This is a genomic window from Ruegeria sp. BG5 (genome assembly GCF_056538425.1).
In genome coordinates, this window is record NZ_JBQFTC010000001.1 from 922,201 (window position 1) to 939,018 (window position 16,818).

14 protein-coding genes are annotated in these 16,818 nt (G+C 59.4%); 11 read left to right on the top strand and 3 right to left on the bottom strand.

What is annotated here, in order from left to right:
• The first annotated feature begins 144 nt into the window (after positions 1-144).
• The 10 genes from ACR0KX_RS04210 (at position 145) to ACR0KX_RS04255 (ending at position 10,923) form a co-directional block, all read left to right on the top strand.
• Complete coding sequence (locus ACR0KX_RS04210) at positions 145-729, top strand: TetR/AcrR family transcriptional regulator (protein ID WP_170622654.1); 585 nt, start codon at positions 145-147, stop codon at positions 727-729.
• Between the two features lie 220 nt (positions 730-949).
• Positions 950-1,240: a DUF1330 domain-containing protein gene (locus ACR0KX_RS04215; RefSeq protein WP_170630485.1), complete on the top strand. Its 291-nt coding sequence runs from the start codon at positions 950-952 to the stop codon at positions 1,238-1,240.
• Between the two features lie 147 nt (positions 1,241-1,387).
• Positions 1,388-2,170, top strand: coding sequence for a M24 family metallopeptidase (locus tag ACR0KX_RS04220; protein ID WP_170622656.1), 783 nt, complete (start codon positions 1,388-1,390; stop codon positions 2,168-2,170).
• Positions 2,171-2,239: 69 nt separating this feature from the next.
• Positions 2,240-2,617, top strand: coding sequence for a hypothetical protein (locus ACR0KX_RS04225; protein ID WP_170622657.1), 378 nt, complete (start codon positions 2,240-2,242; stop codon positions 2,615-2,617).
• A gap of 344 nt (positions 2,618-2,961) precedes the next feature.
• A complete protein-coding gene (locus ACR0KX_RS04230; protein ID WP_480707930.1) occupies positions 2,962-4,461 on the top strand; it encodes a CoA-acylating methylmalonate-semialdehyde dehydrogenase in 1,500 nt (499 codons plus the stop codon).
• Positions 4,462-4,771: 310 nt separating this feature from the next.
• The gene (locus ACR0KX_RS04235) at positions 4,772-6,343 is read left to right on the top strand and encodes a Re/Si-specific NAD(P)(+) transhydrogenase subunit alpha (RefSeq protein ID WP_170622390.1); all 1,572 of its coding nucleotides are present in this window, start codon (positions 4,772-4,774) and stop codon (positions 6,341-6,343) included.
• A gap of 13 nt (positions 6,344-6,356) precedes the next feature.
• Entirely contained in the window at positions 6,357-7,811 is a 1,455-nt protein-coding gene (locus ACR0KX_RS04240; protein ID WP_170622391.1) for an NAD(P)(+) transhydrogenase (Re/Si-specific) subunit beta, read from the top strand.
• A gap of 165 nt (positions 7,812-7,976) precedes the next feature.
• Entirely contained in the window at positions 7,977-8,333 is a 357-nt protein-coding gene (locus ACR0KX_RS04245; RefSeq protein ID WP_170621339.1) for a VOC family protein, read from the top strand.
• A gap of 107 nt (positions 8,334-8,440) precedes the next feature.
• Positions 8,441-9,718, top strand: a complete 1,278-nt coding sequence (locus ACR0KX_RS04250) for a DUF3422 domain-containing protein (protein WP_170621341.1) — start codon at positions 8,441-8,443, stop codon at positions 9,716-9,718.
• 68 nt (positions 9,719-9,786) lie between these two features.
• Complete coding sequence (locus ACR0KX_RS04255) at positions 9,787-10,923, top strand: MFS transporter (protein ID WP_170523484.1); 1,137 nt, start codon at positions 9,787-9,789, stop codon at positions 10,921-10,923.
• A 6-nt stretch (positions 10,924-10,929) separates the two neighbouring features.
• Here ACR0KX_RS04255 and ACR0KX_RS04260 read toward each other — a convergent pair whose 3' ends face one another.
• The 3 genes from ACR0KX_RS04260 to ACR0KX_RS04270 form a co-directional block, all read right to left on the bottom strand.
• Positions 10,930-11,910 (bottom strand): ABC transporter permease, encoded by a 981-nt coding sequence (locus tag ACR0KX_RS04260; RefSeq protein ID WP_170451997.1) that lies wholly within the window; start codon positions 11,908-11,910, stop codon positions 10,930-10,932.
• On the bottom strand, positions 11,903-12,910 hold the full coding sequence (locus tag ACR0KX_RS04265; protein ID WP_170523487.1) for an ABC transporter permease: 1,008 nt from the start codon (positions 12,908-12,910) through the stop codon (positions 11,903-11,905). The genes ACR0KX_RS04260 and ACR0KX_RS04265 overlap by 8 nt, the downstream gene beginning before the upstream one ends.
• A gap of 91 nt (positions 12,911-13,001) precedes the next feature.
• Complete coding sequence (locus ACR0KX_RS04270; protein ID WP_170451993.1) at positions 13,002-14,708, bottom strand: peptide ABC transporter substrate-binding protein; 1,707 nt, start codon at positions 14,706-14,708, stop codon at positions 13,002-13,004.
• Positions 14,709-14,993: 285 nt separating this feature from the next.
• Here ACR0KX_RS04270 and ACR0KX_RS04275 point away from each other — a divergent pair, with 285 nt between their 5' ends.
• The gene (locus ACR0KX_RS04275) at positions 14,994-16,814 is read left to right on the top strand and encodes an ABC transporter ATP-binding protein (protein ID WP_480707933.1); all 1,821 of its coding nucleotides are present in this window, start codon (positions 14,994-14,996) and stop codon (positions 16,812-16,814) included.
• The last annotated feature ends 4 nt before the right edge of the window (positions 16,815-16,818 follow it).

Below are 16,818 nucleotides of genomic sequence, written 5' to 3' on the forward strand. Positions count from 1 at the left end.
AACATGGGTTTCGGGGCTGAAACGTATGTTTTGGCGACATTGAATGTCTGGAAGCGGCAATATTCGGGGGATTGTTGAAGATTGTCTTGTTGACAAGTTTCGTAGACTCATATCTTGTCACAGTGACAATTTACTAGGCCCCGCTTGCCCAGACCCAAAATCGATACCGAGCGCCGTGAACAGATCCTTGAGGCTCTGGAAATCGTCGTGCTGAAAGAGGGGCTGGCGAAAACGACCTTGTCCAAGGTTGCCGCGCAGGCGGGATTGCCGCGCCCGCTGATCCGGTATTACGCGGGTAATCGCGACAGTCTGATCCAACTGCTGTTTGACCGTGTCTTTGCCCGCAGCGAGGACCATCTGGACAAGCTGCAACCGCAATCCGGGGTCGTCTCGACAGAACGTCTGGTCGATCTGTTCGTGCAGGACATCTTCGCGGACAAGGTCATGAACAAGCTGATGAAAGAGCTTTGGTTCGCCTCAGGCTCTAGCCCCTCGATTTCCGAGGGGCTGCAAGCGCTTTACCAAAGGGTCTGCGCCACGCTTTGCGACAGTATGGCCCGCGACGGTTTGGGCCACAGCGATATCGACCGGTTTGACCGGGCCTTCAGCATTGTTGCGCTGTGTTTCGGGGCAACCAGCTTTTGCGAAATCGCGCTGCATCCCAACGATCCAGATCGTGTCCGCGAAACCGCGCGCGCGATCCTTTTGAACGAAAATCTGAAACGGTGAGGAGTCAGATGAGTACACAAACTGAAACGCGTGGTGGTCTGTGCACCACAAGTCTTTCTCTGTAGGCCAGCGTGTTTCGCGCCTTGTTTCGGGCCGGTCAAACCTCGCCAAAATGGACCCCAACGACCCCAAAAAACCGCGCACCACCCTTGCTTGACGCCTCAGAATCCGGCCCATAGGTTGCGTCGCAATCAACCTGATGAAGCAGAAAGGGTCACTTATGACCAAGGCATATTCCGTCGTCACCTACACCGAAATCTCTGATCCCGAGTGCTTTGCCGCATATGCCGCGATTGCAGGCCCCGCGATCCAGGCCGCTGGCGGGCGCTTCGTCACCCGCTCGGAACCGGCTGAGATTCTGGAAGGTGAAAACAACAACCGTGTCGTTGTGATCGAGTTCGAAAGCGTCGAAGCGGCGCATAGCGCCTATTACAGCGTCGCCTATCAGGACGCGATCCGCACATTGGGCAATGGTGCCCGTCGCGATTACCGCATCGTTCCGGGGTGCTAATCAGCCCGGCGGTGCGCTGACGCCACAAAGTCAAAACCTGAACCGACGGCCGTGACGTCAGTAACTTGACAGTGTGGTAACACAATGATGTTCCCTCTTGGTTTATTGATTTTCAAATCAATTCATTTCGGATGAGGGTGGATCACCATGTCACCGCAAAAGGCCTGCGCCCGTCCGACGCGGCGGCTTCTGAAAGGGGCCAAACCGGGCAAATCGATGCTTTCGGTTCACTCCAAAGTGCACAAGTTGTCCTCGCTCAAACTTTTGATCGACAACCCGCAGGCGAATTTTCTGTGCACCAGCATGGCCGGGGTGTTGCAGCCGCCGCGCATCTCGCATGATCAGCATAATTTCACCTCGGTTTTCGATCTGGGCATGGCTGAGTGCGGCGGGAACACCGCGATTGTCGCCGGTCTGTTGGACGGCTACGGGTGCGAGGTCGAGCGCAGCTTTTTTCTGGGCCGCGTCCCGGATGCGGCGCGCAAGCCCTTTGACACCATGATGCAGGCAAGGGCGCTTGCGTTTCAGATGTGCAAGCCCGGCACCTCGATGCATGATCTGGATGTGGCGGTGAACGACGTTTTTCGCAAAACGGGCTTTGGCGACAACCTGCTGCACCGTACCGGCCACGGGATCGGCGTGACCGCGCATGAGGGGCCGTTTCTGGCCGAAGGCTATCACCACGAAATCCGCCCCGGCATGGTCTTCACCATTGAGCCTGGGGTCTACATCGAGGGGCTGGGCGGGTTCCGTCATTCCGATACCGTACTTGTCACCGAGAACGGCAATGAAAGCCTGACACCGCTGCCCGACAGCCTGGACGACATGACCATTCCGGTCGGCTTTGGATCCAGGCTTGGTCTGTCAAAGCTGCAAATTCCGATGTTGCGTCTGGCCGCAAGGCTCAGCGGGTTGAAGCTGGAGGCGTGATTGATGTCATTGGCTTTTGCGTCCTTTTGGCTCTGAACGCCGCTTACTCTCGGGGCACAGGGGACCAGAATGCAGCCTTTCAAGACAGCACTTTACGCGCAATGCCTTTGGCTTGTGGCCGCCACCGTCTTTAACCTTCTTAGCCTGCGCGACATCAAGCAGGGTCTGCCGGGCTGGGCCGGGGATCAGGCGCTTGGCGCTCAGATGGTCGTCATTGCGATGGGGGCCGTCATTGGGCTGGGCCTATTGGGGTGGCTCAGAACCTACCGCGTACTTGTCATACCGGTTCTTGTTTTGCTGTTCGCAGGCGGCGTCCTGAGGCATGTTATCGCCGATCCGGCCTCTTATGCCTCGGCAACAACATGGGCGGTGGCTATTGCGATCAACCTGTTCGGCAGCGCGGCTTTTGCCTTCGGCTTGATTGCGGTGATCCGTTCTCGGGAATAATCGGGGGTCTGGCCACGTGTCGTCGGACACAACGCCCGAATCTGCGGCTTATCACTGGGCGCCGTTTTGGTTGAAGCGGGCCTAACCAATCCGCTGACCAGCCAAAAACCAAGCGCTCAGCGCCATGAAACACGCCTTTCAGGGAAACACGGCTCGGCCAATTTTGTGACTAACCCGCCCTTTCCCTCCTATCCGAGATGGATGGATTGGCCCAATGAATCAAAATACTTAAGCGGGCAGCTTTCCGGTTGCTTTGCAAAAACGCAAAATAGATATGCGAAATTTTTTATGGGAATTGCATTTTTTCATGGATAGGAAACGGAAAAGCTTAGTGGAGAAAGCCAATGGAACAACTGACTCACTTCATCAACGGCGAGCACACCGCCGGAACAACATCGCGCTTTGCCGATGTCTACAACCCAGCAACCGGTGAAGTTCAGGCGAAATGCCCGCTGGCGACCACTGAAGAAGTCAACAAAGCGGTCGAGCTTGCTGCTGCGGCACAACCCGCATGGGGCGCAACCAACCCGCAGAAACGCGCACGCGTTCTGATGAAGTTTGTTGCCCTGCTGAACCGCGACATGGACAAGCTGGCCGAAGCGCTGAGCCGCGAACACGGCAAGACCCTGCCCGACGCCAAAGGCGACATCCAGCGCGGTCTGGAAGTTGCAGAATACTGCATCGGTGCCCCCCAAATGCTGAAAGGTGACTTCACCGACAGTGCCGGTACCGGCATTGACATGTACTCGATGCGTCAGCCTCTGGGCGTGACCGCGGGTATCACCCCGTTCAACTTCCCGGCCATGATCCCGATGTGGATGTTTGCCCCGGCCATCGCCTGCGGCAACGCCTTTATCCTGAAACCGTCCGAGCGCGCGCCGTCGGTTCCGCTGATGCTGGCCGAACTGATGGAAGAAGCCGGTCTGCCCAAGGGCGTCCTGCAGGTCGTGAACGGCGACAAGGAAGCGGTTGACGCGATCCTGCACAACCCGACGGTTCAGTCGATCGGCTTTGTCGGCTCGACCCCGATTGCCGAATACATCTATGCGACCGGCTGTGCCAACGGCAAGCGCGTGCAGTGCTTCGGTGGTGCAAAGAACCACATGATCATCATGCCCGATGCGGATCTGGATCAGGCCGCCGACGCTCTGATCGGTGCCGGTTACGGTGCGGCAGGCGAACGCTGCATGGCGATCTCGGTTGCCGTTCCGGTTGGCGACGAAACCGCAGACCGTCTGATCGAAAAGCTGGTCCCGCGTATCGAAAGCCTGAAGGTCGGCCCCTACACCTCGGGCAACGACGTTGACTACGGCCCGGTTGTCACCTCGGCCGCCAAGGAAAACATCCTGCGTCTGGTTCAGAGCGGCGTTGATCAGGGCGCGAAGCTGGTCGTTGATGGCCGTGATTTCAACCTGCAAGGCTATGAAGACGGTTTCTATGTCGGTCCGCACCTGTTCGACCACGTGACAACCGACATGGACATCTACAAGCAAGAGATCTTCGGCCCGGTTCTGAGCACCCTGCGCGCCAAGACCTACGAAGAAGCCATTGGTTATGCGATGGACCATGAATACGGCAACGGCACCGCGATCTACACGCGCGACGGCGACACCGCCCGTGATTTTGCCAACCGTATCAACATCGGCATGGTCGGCATCAACGTTCCGATCCCGGTTCCGCTGGCCTATCACACCTTCGGTGGATGGAAGAAATCGGCCTTTGGCGACCTGAACCAGCACGGCCCGGATGCGTTCAAATTCTACACACGCACCAAGACCGTGACCGCGCGCTGGCCCTCGGGCATCAAGGAAGGTGGCGAGTTCACCATCCCGGTCATGGAATAACTCTTCGGGTCCGAGAGCGCCCCGGCGCTCTCACCCCTCTTTCTGGGCCGTTGTCGAAACCCGGCAATACCTGCCCAGAGACATCACGGCGGCGTTTGCCAAGGCAGACCCACATATCTGGCAGATCCCAAACGGCCAGGCCGTTGGGCTTTGATCTGCCGAGACCTGATCGCCGATGCGTGCCAAACGGCAACAAAACGCGGCGGATCACCGGAACACGCACACTTGCAAGGCTGTGCGTTTGGCTCGGAGACGCACTCCTTCTCCCCTGTCTCCGAGCCGACTTCCCACGACATTGAAAGAGCTGCACATGAAAATAGGCACACCAAGAGAGATATATGAGGGTGAGAATCGGGTTGCGATGACGCCTGAGTCTGCTGTTCAGTTGCAGAAGCTGGGGTATGAGTGCCTGATTGAGACGGGTGCGGGTGCTGCGGCCGGGTTTTCGGATGCGGTTTATGAGGCGGCGGGTGTTGAGGTTGTGAAGACCGCGGCGGCGCTGTGGAAAGAGGCTGACATTGTTGCCAAGGTGCGCCAGCCGAATGCGACGGAACTCAAGCGTCTGACCAAGGGCAAGACCCTGATTTCCTTCTTCAATCCTGCCGGGAACGAAGAAGGCATGGAGCTGGCCAAATCCAAGGGCGCGAATGTGATCGCGATGGAGATGGTGCCTCGGATCAGCCGCGCGCAGAAGATGGACGCGCTGTCCTCGATGGCCAATATCGCCGGTTATCGTGCGGTCATTGAGGCGGGCAACAACTTTGGCCGGTTCTTCACCGGTCAGGTGACGGCGGCGGGTAAGGTGCCGCCTGCCAAGGTGCTGATCGTGGGGGCCGGTGTGGCCGGTCTGGCGGCGATCGGGACCTCGACCTCGCTGGGTGCGATCACCTATGCGTTCGACGTGCGCCCCGAAGTGGCCGAGCAGGTCGAATCGATGGGCGCCGAGTTCGTCTATCTGGATTTTGAGGAACAGCAGCAGGATGGCGCGGCCACCGGCGGCTATGCCAGCGTTCAGTCGGAAGAATTCCGCAACGCGCAGCTGGCCAAGTTCCGTGAGTTGGCGCCAGAAATGGATATCGTCATCACCACGGCGCTGATCCCGAACCGCGAAGCGCCTGAGCTTTGGACCAAGGACATGGTCGAAAGCATGAAGCCGGGCTCGGTCATCGTTGACCTTGCGGCGGAAAAGGGCGGCAACTGCAAGCTGACCGTGGCGGATGAGAAGATCGTGACCGACAATGGCGTGACCATCATCGGCTATACCGACTTCCCCAGTCGGATGGCGGCGCAGTCCTCGTCGCTTTATGCGACGAACATCCGTCACATGATGACTGACCTGACGCCTGAAAAGGACGGCCAGATCAATCACAACATGGAAGATGACGTGATCCGCGGCGCGACCGTGACCCATGAGGGCGAGATCACCTTCCCGCCGCCACCGCCGAAAGTGCAGGCGATTGCGGCGCAGAAGAAACCCGAGGTCAAGGAACTGACCCCGGAAGAGAAAAAGGCGCAGGAAATTGCGGCCTTCAAAGCGCAGACCAAACAGCAGTTCACCCTGCTGGGGGTCGGCGGCGCGCTGATGCTGCTGGTGGGGCTGATCGCTCCGGCCAGCTTCATGCAGCACTTCATTGTCTTTGTGCTGGCCATCTTCGTGGGCTTCCAGGTGATCTGGGGCGTCGCGCACAGCCTGCACACACCGCTGATGGCGATCACCAACGCGATCTCGTCGATCATCATCGTTGGGGCGTTGATGCAGATCGGGTCGGGGTCGTTCCTGGTCATTCTGCTGGCGGCGCTGTCCGTCTTCATGGCCGGGATCAACATCTTCGGCGGCTTCCTCGTAACCCGGCGCATGCTCGCCATGTTCCAGAAATCTTAAGGAGGCCGGGCACATGGAATTTGGCTTCACTACTGCCGCCTATGTCGTTGCGGCTGTTCTGTTCATCCTTTCGCTCGGCGGTCTGTCGAACCAGGAAAGCGCCAAGCGCGCGGTCTGGTATGGCATCGTCGGTATGGCGCTGGCGGTCTTTGCCACGCTGGTTGGCCCCGGTTCGGGTCTGTGGCTGCTGTCGCTGCTGCTGATCGCGGGCGGTGGTCTGATCGGTCAATATGTGGCGCAGCGCGTCCAGATGACCGAGATGCCGCAGCTTGTTGCCGCGATGCACTCGCTGGTGGGTCTGGCGGCTGTGTTCGTGGGCTTCAACGCGCATTTTGAGATCGGCAACGTGGCGCAGGTCATGGCGATTGCCGACAGCGCGTCTCAGGCGGATCTGAGCGATCTGGGCGCGTTTGCCAAGCTGATCGCCAAGAAAACCTCGGCCGAGCTGGCGATCCTGCATGTCGAGCTGTTCCTGGGCATCTTCATCGGTGCGATCACCTTTACCGGGTCGGTCGTGGCCTATGGCAAGCTGGCGGGCAAGGTGACCTCGGCGGCGACCAAGCTGCCCGGCGGTCATGCGCTGAATGCGGCGGCTGCTGGTCTGTCGCTGATCTGTCTGGTCTGGTACACTATGTCGGGCGGTCTGCTGCCGCTGATCCTGATGACACTGGCGGCGCTGTTCATCGGTTATCACCTGATCATGGGCATCGGCGGGGCCGACATGCCGGTGGTTGTGTCGATGCTGAACAGCTACTCGGGCTGGGCGGCTGCGGCGATCGGCTTCTCGCTGGGCAACGACCTGCTGATCGTTGTTGGTGCGCTGGTGGGCTCGTCCGGTGCGATCCTGTCCTACATCATGTGCAAGGCGATGAACCGTCACTTTGTCAGCGTGATCCTGGGCGGCTTTGGTGGCCCGCAGGGTGAGCAGATGGCCGTTGAAGGCGAACAAGTGGCCATTGACGCCGATGGTGTTGCAGCCGCGCTGAACGAGGCCGACAGCGTGATCATCATCCCGGGCTACGGCATGGCCGTGGCGCAGGCGCAGCAGTCGGTCAGCGAGCTGGTCCGCAAACTGCGCGCCAAGGGCAAAGAGGTGCGTTTTGCGATCCACCCCGTTGCCGGTCGTCTGCCGGGCCACATGAACGTGCTGCTGGCCGAGGCCAAGGTGCCCTATGACATCGTGCTTGAGATGGACGAGATCAATGACGACTTCCCGGAAACGGATGTGGCCATCGTCATCGGTTCGAACGACATCGTGAACCCTGCGGCGCAGGAAGACCCCAACAGCCCCATCGCCGGGATGCCGGTTCTGGAATGCTGGAAGGCCAAGCAGGTGTTTGTCTCGAAACGCGGTCAAGGCACCGGCTATTCGGGCATCGAAAACCCGCTGTTCTTCAAGGAAAACACCCGCATGTTCTATGGCGACGCCAAACAGTCGCTGGACAAGCTGCTGCCCATGATCGACTGATCAAACGGGTCGTAATCAAAACGCAAAGGGCGCCAATGGGCGCCCTTTTCTTTTTTGCGTTTGAACGGGGGCTTTGCCCCCAAAACCCCAAGGATATTTGTGGCCAGATGAAGCGGGCGGAATGTGGTAATCTGGGTCGGAACCAAACTGTGCAGGAGGTCGGATATGGAAAAGGTAAATGGCATCGGTGGCGTGTTCTTCCGCGCGCGCGACCCAAAAGCGCTGAGCGCCTGGTACGAGACACATCTGGGCGTCAACCACTATGACCCTGCCCCCTGGAAGCAGCGTGAAGGCTATACGGTATTTGCTCCGTTTGCTGAGGACACCGAGTATTTCGGCAGGGCCGAGCAGCAATGGATGATCAATTTTCGGGTCGATGATCTTGCAGCCCTGACTGAACAACTTCAGGCGGCGGGGATCGCTGTGGAAACCAACCCGGACTGGGACAGCGAGGTGGGCAAGTTCGCCCGAATTCACGACCCTGAAGGCAATCCGATTGAACTGTGGCAACCAAATCAATGAGATAGCGGATTTGTATGCCGTTGCATTCATGTAAGTATATGAAATAAAAAGAGAATTGATGTATTCGCTGGATCGCATATAGTCCGTGACACGGTACGGAGCGATCTATGACACCCATTCAGGACCACCCATTGCGCTATGCGCTGGCCAATGAGCTGCATGCGCGGCCCTTTCCGGTTGCTCAGGTGCCCTGCACGGTTGCCTTCCTTGCGATCAAAATGCCGGTTGATGCAGCCGGTCGGGACAAGAGCGACGATATCGCTCATTTGACGGATCTTCTGGATCGTCACGGGGCACCGCATCCGCAGCCCGCAGCAACGCATTACGCGGGCCAGATCGGTCGCCATTGGTTGAAATGGGAACAGCACACCGAGTTTGTCACCTACACGGCCATTACGCCAAACGTGAGCGACCGGGCGTTCAATCCCGCCGATTTTGAGGTCTTTCCGCCTGATTGGCTGATGTCCAGCCCGGGCCAAAGGGTGACCTCAATTCTGATGCGCGTTGTATCGCGCCCGGACGACGCGCAGATCAGGGCCCATCTGCTGGATTGGTTCGAACCCGAGAGTCTGGCCGTTGCCGGTGTTCTGGATGGCGCGGCCATCTGCGCCAGTGATTTTCGCATCGATCCGGCCGGGCATATGCGCTTTGCCCTGTTTGTCTCGGACGGAACCGGCAACAGGCGCACCGGGCGGGTCATCCAGCGCCTGTGCGAAATCGAGACCTACAAGGCCATGTCGATGCTTGGCTTTGCGCGGGTTAAAACCCTGATGCCGCGCATTGGTGAGTTGGACAAACGGTTGTCCGAGCTGATGGTCGAGATGACCGACGGCGGCAAACATCCCGACGATCTGCTGCCCGATCTTCTGACAACTTCAACCGAGTTGGAGACCTTGTCGGCCCGCTGTGCCTTTCGCTTTGGGGCCACCGGTGCCTATGAAGCCATCGTAAACCAGCGCATCGAGGTGTTGCGGGAAGAACGGTTTCAGGGTGGGCAGAGCTTTGCGGACTTCATGATGCGCCGATACGATCCGGCCATTCGAACCGTAAAATCCACCGAAAAGCGGCTGCAGACCTTGTCGGACAGGGCAATTCGGGCGGGTGATCTTCTGCGAACGCGGGTGGATGTAGAGCGCAGCGCGCAGAATCAGGCATTGCTGGAAAGCATGGATCGCCGCGCTGATCTGGCCCTGCGTTTGCAGCACACGGTCGAGGGGCTGTCGGTTGTTGCGATCAGCTATTATGCGGTCTCTCTGGTCAGTTACCTGTTGTACCCGCTGACGTCCGCGGGGTTGAGCAAGGGCACATTGACCGCGCTGATAACCTTGCCTGTCATTCTGGCAGTGTGGTTCGCGGTGCGCCGTATTCGCAAGCGGTTGGAGTGAACGACGCTTGCGCGAGCCCTTAGGCTTTGTAGTAGTGGCCGGGCAGAAAAGCCAATCGGAGCGTTCAAATGATCAGTGTTGTTTCGGCATGGCGGGCTGTGACCGCGATGTTCATTCTGAACGGTGCTCTGTTTGGCATTTGGGCGTCCCGTATTCCTGCCGTCCGTGACCATCTGCAACTCAGCCACGAAGACTTGGGCTATGGTCTGCTGTTCATGGCGGCGGGGGCAGTGTGTTCCTTTCCCATCACCGGGCGGCTGACCGACCGGTTCGGGGCGGTCGCGATCACTCGGATCATAGCCGTTCTTTATACCGGGTCCCTGATCCTGTTGGCGATGGCGGACAGTTTCACCATGTTGGCCGCCTTTCTGTTTCTGTTTGGAGCCTTCCACGGGTCGATGGACGTGGCCATGAATGCCTGGGCGGCTGAGGTCGAGCAGGCCTTTGACAAACCGCTCATGTCCTCATTCCACGCGATGTGGAGCCTTGGGGCAGGGCTGGGGGCCATCAGCGGATATGCCGCGGTTCAGTTGCAGATGAACGTGTTGCAGCACTTTCTTGCCGCAGGTGCTGTCGTCGTGGCTTTGGCCTTGGCGCTGTCCTGGGTGCAGTGGACGTCTCGCCGGGCAGAGCAATCGCATGGCGCGGTTTTTGCCTTCCCGTCCGGCGTGTTGATCCTTGTTGGCTTCACGGCGCTTTGCGGCGCATTGGGCGAAGGCGCAGTCGCCGATTGGAGCGCCTTGTTCCTGCGCGATGTCACCGGAGCGGCTGAGAGCGTTGCGGCGTTGGGCTATGCGGTCTTCTCGGTCGCGATGGTGGTGTGCAGGCTGGCCGGAGGCTTCCTAATTGCGCGGGTCGGGCCGGTTGCGGCGGCGCGCGGCGGTGGCGTCTTTGCGGCGGTGGGTGTGTTCTGCGTGGTCTCGGCAGGGGCAGCGCCTTTGGCGCTGGTGGGCTTTACTTTGATGGGTGTGGGCTATGCGGTGATCATGCCATTGGCGTTCAGCCGGGCGGCCAATGATCCGCAGATACCGCCGGGGCAGGCCATCGCCAGTGTTGCTACGCTTGGTTATGGGGGGCTGTTGATCGGGCCGCCGCTGATCGGGTTTCTGGCCGAGTTGCTGACGCTGCGGATGGCGTTTGCCGTATTGCTGCCGCTTGCCGTTCTGATCGTGGTGTGTGCCGGCGCGCTAAGGCGCGCCGACTGAGTTCGCTTAACGCCCGCGAATACGCGGATCCAGCGCGTCGCGCAGGCCGTCGCCCAGGTAGTTGACGCTGAGCACGGTGAGCGAGATCGCAAGGCCGGGCCAGAACACACGTTCGGGGTATTGCTGCAGGTAATCGACACCATCAAACAGCAGGCGGCCCCAAGTCGGGAAGTCGGGCGGGAAGCCCAGCCCAAGGAAGGACAACGCGCTTTCGGTGATGATCGCGGTTGCAATGCCCAAAGTGGCCGACACCATGATCGGGGACAGCACATTGGGCAGGATATGCCGCGTGATGATCTGCGTGTTGCTGGTGCCTATAGAACGCGCGGCCAGAACGAATTCACGTTCCTTGATCGCCAACACGTCGCCCCGCACGATCCGTGCGGTGGGCATCCATGAGGTGATGCCGATGGCGCAGACGATCAGGATGAAGATCCCACGCTCCAGCCCGAAGGCCGCCGACAAGGGCTCGCGGAACAGCAGCATCATGACCAGCAGCAGGGGCAGCAGGGGCAGGGCCAGGAACAGATCGGTCAGGCGCATCAGCGGTCCGTCGAGCCGTTTGAAGAACCCGGCGACCACGCCGATGAACGAGCCCAGGAACAGCGCCAGCAACATCGCGGTGATACCCACCGAGACCGAGGTCTGCCCGCCGGACATCATCCGCGCCAGAATATCTCGGCCCAGTTGGTCAGTGCCAAACGGGTGCGCCCAGCTTGGCCCCTGATTGCGCGCCCGAATGTCGATCTGCGTCGGATCGATGGTCCAGACATAGGGGCCAAGATAGACGGCAGCGACGATAAAGATGAACAGCATCGCCCCGATCATCGCGCCCTTGTGGGTCTTGAACTGATCCCACACGTCGCGCCACTGACTGCGCGGCGGGGTGGTCAGGTCGTCCATCACGCCTGCAGTTGGCAGGGCGGTGGACGCTGGCGCAATGCCTTCATCCGGGACCAGCGTATCGGTACGATCATGATCAGTCATAGCGAATCCTCGGGTCCAGAATGCCGTAGAGCACGTCTGCGATCAGGTTGAACAGAACGATCAGCACGGCAAAGATGAAGGTCAGGGTCTGCACCATCGGCAGGTCGTTGGCCTGAATGGCCCCGATCAGCAATTGGCCGATGCCGTTCACCTTGAACACCTGCTCGGTGATGATGGCGCCGCCGAAGATGGCCGGAATACCCAGCGCGATCACGGTGACCACGGGGATCATCGAGTTGCGCAGGACATGCACCATTACGACCGTATATTCACTGAGGCCCTTGGCACGGGCGGTGCGGACGTAATCCTGATTGAGGTTGTCCAGCATTGACGCACGCATGAAGCGGCTAAGCTGTGCCGTGATCTGTAGTGCCAGAACCATGACGGGCATGATCATCTGTTTCAGCTGCAGCATGAAGCTGTCCCAACTGTTGACCACAAGAGTTGTGTCATAGATCGACGGGAACCAGCCCAGTTGCACCGAGAAGATCACGATCACCAGAACGCCCGAGAAAAACGGCGGGACCGAGAAGCCGACCATCGACACGAAGGTGCCCATCTGGTCGAACCACGAATACTGGCGATAAGCGGAATAAATGCCGATGGGCAGGGCGATCAGGATGGCGACCACATAGGCGGTGCCGACAACCCACAGGGTCTGCGGGATGCGCTGAACGACGATGTCCATGACGGGCGAGCGGGTCTGCCACGAAATCACTCGCAGATCACCTTCCGAGAAGGTGGTGCCGAACATATGGTCGACCAGCACCTGCGGTTCGATCCAGAAGAACTGCACGATCCATTTCCAGAACCGGATATGCATCGGCTGGCCCAGGCCAAGCGCCTCGCGCATCTTCTCTTTGACTTCGGGGGGGACGGTAAGCGGAACCTGCGCCATCGGGTCGCCGGGTGCGAGTTCGAGGAGCAGGAAGATGACGAGGCTGATGAACAGCAGTGTGGGTACGGCCAGCACCAGTCGTCTGATGGTAAAATTGAGCATTAAGAGGCGCCTTTATATGCGTCTTCTTGTTGGAGTGGTGTGCAAAGGGCCGCGCCCCGAAGATCGGGGCGCGGCTTTGCAAGGCTAACGCTTAGGAACCGGTCTTGCGGTACCAGTCAGCGATATTCCAAAGTTCGCTGTCCCAAACGTTCAGGACAACGCCACCCAGCGTGTTTGCATGTGCCGACAGACGACCACGGTGCACCAGCGGGATCATGCCGCCGTTCTGAACCATGATGTCGTTCAGCTGCTTCGCGATCTCGGCACGGGCCTCCAGACCGGCGGTTTCGGCCAGCTGACCATGCAGCTTGTCGAACTCTTCGTTGCAGAAGCGGCTGATGTTCTCACCCTGCCACTGCGTGTCCGGACGCGGAGCCTTGTCGCACAGGCCGTTGCCCAGATAGGACTGCGGATCGGTGCCGTTGAAGGTGTTGGCGTACATTTCAACGTCGGCGTAGAACTTCTGGAACGTGTCGGGCGAACCCGGGTCACCACCGAAGAAGACCGATGCGTTGATGTTGCGCAGTTCGGTTTCGACACCGATCTGGCTCCACCATTCCTTGATCAGCGCCTGGAAGTCCTGACGGACGGCGTTGGTCGAGGTCTGATAGACGATTTTCAGCGGAACGCCGTCTTTTTCGCGGACGCCATCGCCGTCGCTGTCCACAATACCGGCATCATCCAGCAGCTTCTTCGCGCCTTCGATGTCCTGCGTGTCGCAGCTCATCGAGGTCGAGTTGAACGCGGCGGGGGCCGGAACCCAGTTACAAGTCACTTTACCCGCCTGACCGTAGCCGATCTCAACCAGCAGCGGCCGGTCGATTGCCATGGACAGCGCCTTGTAGACGGCCGGGTCCTGCAGGAACGGGTGCGGATGCGCAGCCGTCGAACGCTCACCTTCGGGCAGGTCGGGTGACGGGTTGGTCTGGTTCAGCATGATACGCTCGACCAGCGGGCCAAAGCCTGCGACCGGGGTGCCCTTGCCGCCTTCTTGCATCTGCGCGATCACTTCGGGCGCAAGCTGCAGGTTCCAGGCGTAATCGAACTCGCCGGTTTCCATGACCGCACGACCGGCAGCCGTTGCATCGCCGCCGCCCTTGAAGGTCACGGTCGCGAAGGCCGGTTTCGCCGGGTCACGATAGTTGTCATTGGCTGCGAATGTGATCACGTCGTTCGGCTTGAACTCGGTGACGACAAACGGGCCGGTTCCGATCGGGTTAAAGTTCTGGTCGGTGCATTCCGGGGCCTTCGCACCCAGGCAGTCTGCGAACTGAGCGGCCTGAATGATCGGGCTTTCACCGCCCACGAACGGGCCGTAAGGGAAGGGGGTCGGTTTGTCGAAAGTGACTTTGACGGTCAGATCATCCACCGCTTCGACCGAGGTGACGCCCTCGAACTTGGTGACCTGAGCACAACCGCCTTCCGGGTGCATGCAGTAGTCAGCAGTGAATTTCACGTCTGCCGAAGTGAACGGAGTGCCGTCCGACCAGGTGATTCCCGGTGCGATCTTCCATGTGATCGAGGTCAGATCCTCGCTGACACCACCATTTTCGACGGTCGGAATTTCCGATGCCAGGAAGGGCACCATGTTGCCGTCCTGGTCGTAGCGCGCCAGCGGTTCGATCACCAGCGAAGCTGATTCCACATCCTTGGTACCGCCCGACAGGAACGGGTTCAGGATCGAGGGTGCTTGCCAATAGATGATGCTTACATTGCCGTCCGAGCCGCGCTCGGCAAAGGCCATTGGGGCCATCGCCGTGCTTGCGATCGCACCAAGCAAAAGGGCTTTGATTTTCATCATACACTCCATGTTGGACACTTGCGTGTCTCGATTTTCTCCGCAAGGCCTGCGGATTAGGCGTTGCCGCAATGGGGGTAAGACGCTGATTTCATATCGCAAAATCAGTTCGCATTTTTGTGATGCCGTATTCTCCCCAACACGGTTACGCGAGGTATCGAAACAGAACTTTGGAAAAAAGCAAGGGTTGCCGTCGGGAAAAATTGCGACGGGTTTGACTTTTCCCGCCTCAGCGCCTTAGCGTCGGGCATTCGAACAAATCAGCCTGCCAAGGGGAGTGCGCACGTGCTGGACCAACCTATTGCCCAGATAAAAAAACTTCGGGTCGAGTTCCAAACCAAGGATGGCCCCGTGGTGGGCGTCGAGGATGTCTCGTTCGAGGTGAAGCCCGGCGAAACCGTTTGTATCGTTGGCGAATCCGGGTCCGGCAAGTCCGTTTCCTCGCTGTCTTTGATGCGGCTGGTCGAGTTTGGCGGCGGCGAAATCGCGGGCGGAGAATTGCTGTTTGATCGCCGCGACGGGGACGAAATGGACCTGTCCAAAGCCGATCAGGATCTGATGAAACAGATTCGCGGCAACGAGATCGGAATGATCTTTCAGGAGCCGATGACAGCCCTGAATCCGGTTTTCACCGTGGGCCGACAACTGACCGAAGGTCTGCGCATCCACAAGAATATGTCCAAGACTCAGGCCGAAGAACGCGCCCTTGAACTGCTGCGTCAGGTGAGGATTCCCGAGCCGGAACGCCGTTTGAAGCAATATCCGCATGAACTGTCCGGCGGAATGCGGCAGCGCGTTGTGATTGCGATGGCAATGGCGTGCGAGCCCCGGCTTTTGATCGCGGACGAGCCGACCACGGCGCTGGATGTGACCATTCAGGCCGAGATTCTGGCCCTGATGGACCGGTTGAAGCGGGAAACCGGCACGGCGGTGATGTTTATCACCCATGACATGGCTGTGGTGGCACAGATGGCCGACCGCGTGGTGGTTATGTTCCGTGGCAACAAGGTCGAGGAAGGCACCGTCAAGGAAATCTTCGAAAACCCGCAGCATGATTACACCAAGGCGCTGTTGGCTGCGGTGCCCAAGCTCGGGGAAATGCAGGGGAAATCCGCGCCCGAGCCGATGAAATTGCTGGGGGTAGAAGGCCAGACCATCGCCCCGATTCCCGGCACCGAGGAGGTTTTGCTGACGGTCAAAAACCTGACTACACGCTTCCCCGTCAAAGGCGGGTTGCTGCGCCGCACGATTTCGAACGTTCACGCGGTCGAGGATGTGTCCTTTACGTTGAATCGCGGTCAAACGCTAAGCCTTGTGGGCGAATCAGGCTGTGGTAAGTCCTCGGCCGGGCGGTCGATCCTGCGTCTGGTCGAGCCAATGGCGGGCGAGATCGATCTGGATGGCGTCGATATCATGAAGCTGGATCCCGGCGGCCTGCGCAAGGCGCGGCTGAACATGCAGATGATCTTTCAGGACCCGTTCGCCTCGCTGAACCCGCAGATGCAACTGGTCGATCAGGTGGCCGAACCGATGCGCAACTATGGCGTCGCGACCGGGTCGGAACTACAGGACCGCGTGGCGCAATTGTTCGACAAGGTACAACTGCCGCGCAGCTTCATGCGCCGCTTCCCGCACGAGATGTCGGGCGGTCAGCGTCAGCGGATCGCGATTGCCCGCGCACTGGCCCTGAACCCCAAGCTGATCATCGCGGATGAGGCGGTCTCGGCGCTGGACGTGTCGGTGCAGGCGCAGGTTCTGAACCTGATGATGGAACTGCAATCCGAACTCAGCCTGTCATACCTGTTCATCAGCCACGACATGGCCGTGGTCGAGCGGGTCAGCCACCATGTCGGCGTTATGTATCTGGGCCGGATCGTCGAGCTTGGGCCGCGCGCGCGGGTGTTCGAGAACCCTCAGCACCCCTATACACAGGCGCTGATGAAGGCGGTTCCGATTGCCGATCCGAACCAGCGGAAATCGGAAAAAGACCTGAATTTCAAACCGATCCCGTCGCCAATTCATCCAATCGACTACACGCCTGAACCCTCGGTCTATCATGAGGTCGAACCGGGCCATTTCATCCTGACGACGGATAGCGGGTACTAAATTC